Source organism: Corynebacterium sp. UMB4614, from assembly GCF_030217065.1.
GTDB lineage: Bacteria > Actinomycetota > Actinomycetes > Mycobacteriales > Mycobacteriaceae > Corynebacterium.
The window spans coordinates 1-914 of record NZ_JASONC010000047.1; the positions used below are offsets into that span (position 1 = coordinate 1).

Here is a 914-nt window from a genome sequence, read left to right on the forward strand (position 1 = left end):
TTTCGCGCGAGATTAGTCGCAATAGTGGTGATGATGGCATTTATCGCCCGTTTGAGGCGCACCGGAAGTCAACGCTTCGGAGGTTTCGGCCGAAGGTGTCGAAGATTGCGGCGAATCCGCGGTTGAAACAGCAGGTGTGGCAGTGGTTGCGGATGGAGTTTTCCCCTGAGCAGGTGGCTGGCCGGTTGCGCAGGGAATTCCCTGGCGATGAGACTATGCATGTGAGTCATGAAACGATCTATCAAGAGCTGTACTGCCAGGCCAGAGGCGAGTTGAAGAAGGTGGTGGCCCATGCCCTTCGTACGGGGCGGACGCGGCGTAAACCGCGTGGTCAGCGTGTTGCGAGGAGTCGGTTTGTTGATCCGATGATCATGATTGCTGATCGTCCTGCTGTTGTTGAGGATCGGGCTGTGCCGGGGCATTGGGAGGGTGATCTGATTATCGGTGCAGGTGGAAGGTCTGCGATTGGGACGTTGGTGGAGCGGACGACGCGGTATGTGATGTTGCTGCATTTGCCGGATGGGCATGGTGCGGTGGCGGTGCGTGATGCGCTGGTGGAGGCGATTATGACGTTGCCGCAGCATCTTCGGGGGTCGTTGACCTGGGATCAGGGTTCAGAGATGGCTGGTCATAGGTCGTTTAGCATTGCGACGGATTGTCCGGTGTATTTCTGTGATCCGGGGTCGCCGTGGCAGCGGGGGACGAATGAGAACACTAATGGGTTGTTGCGTCAGTATTTTCCGAAAGGTGCGGATTTGAGTGTTTATGGGCGGGAGGAGTTGGAGCTTGTTGCTCATCGGTTGAATTGTCGGCCGCGTAAGACGTTGGGTTTTGCTACTCCTGCGGAGCGGATGGCGGAGCTGTTAGATTTAGCTGAAAGCTAGGAAATGTTGCAACGACCCCTAGAATCCGCC

General features: G+C 56.6%; 1 protein-coding gene. It reads left to right on the top strand.

Annotated features, from left to right (window positions below):
- The coding region (locus tag QP413_RS09820) for an IS30 family transposase (protein WP_284781589.1) at positions 1-884 on the top strand (884 nt) is incomplete at its 5' end.
- Positions 885-914 lie beyond the last annotated feature (30 nt).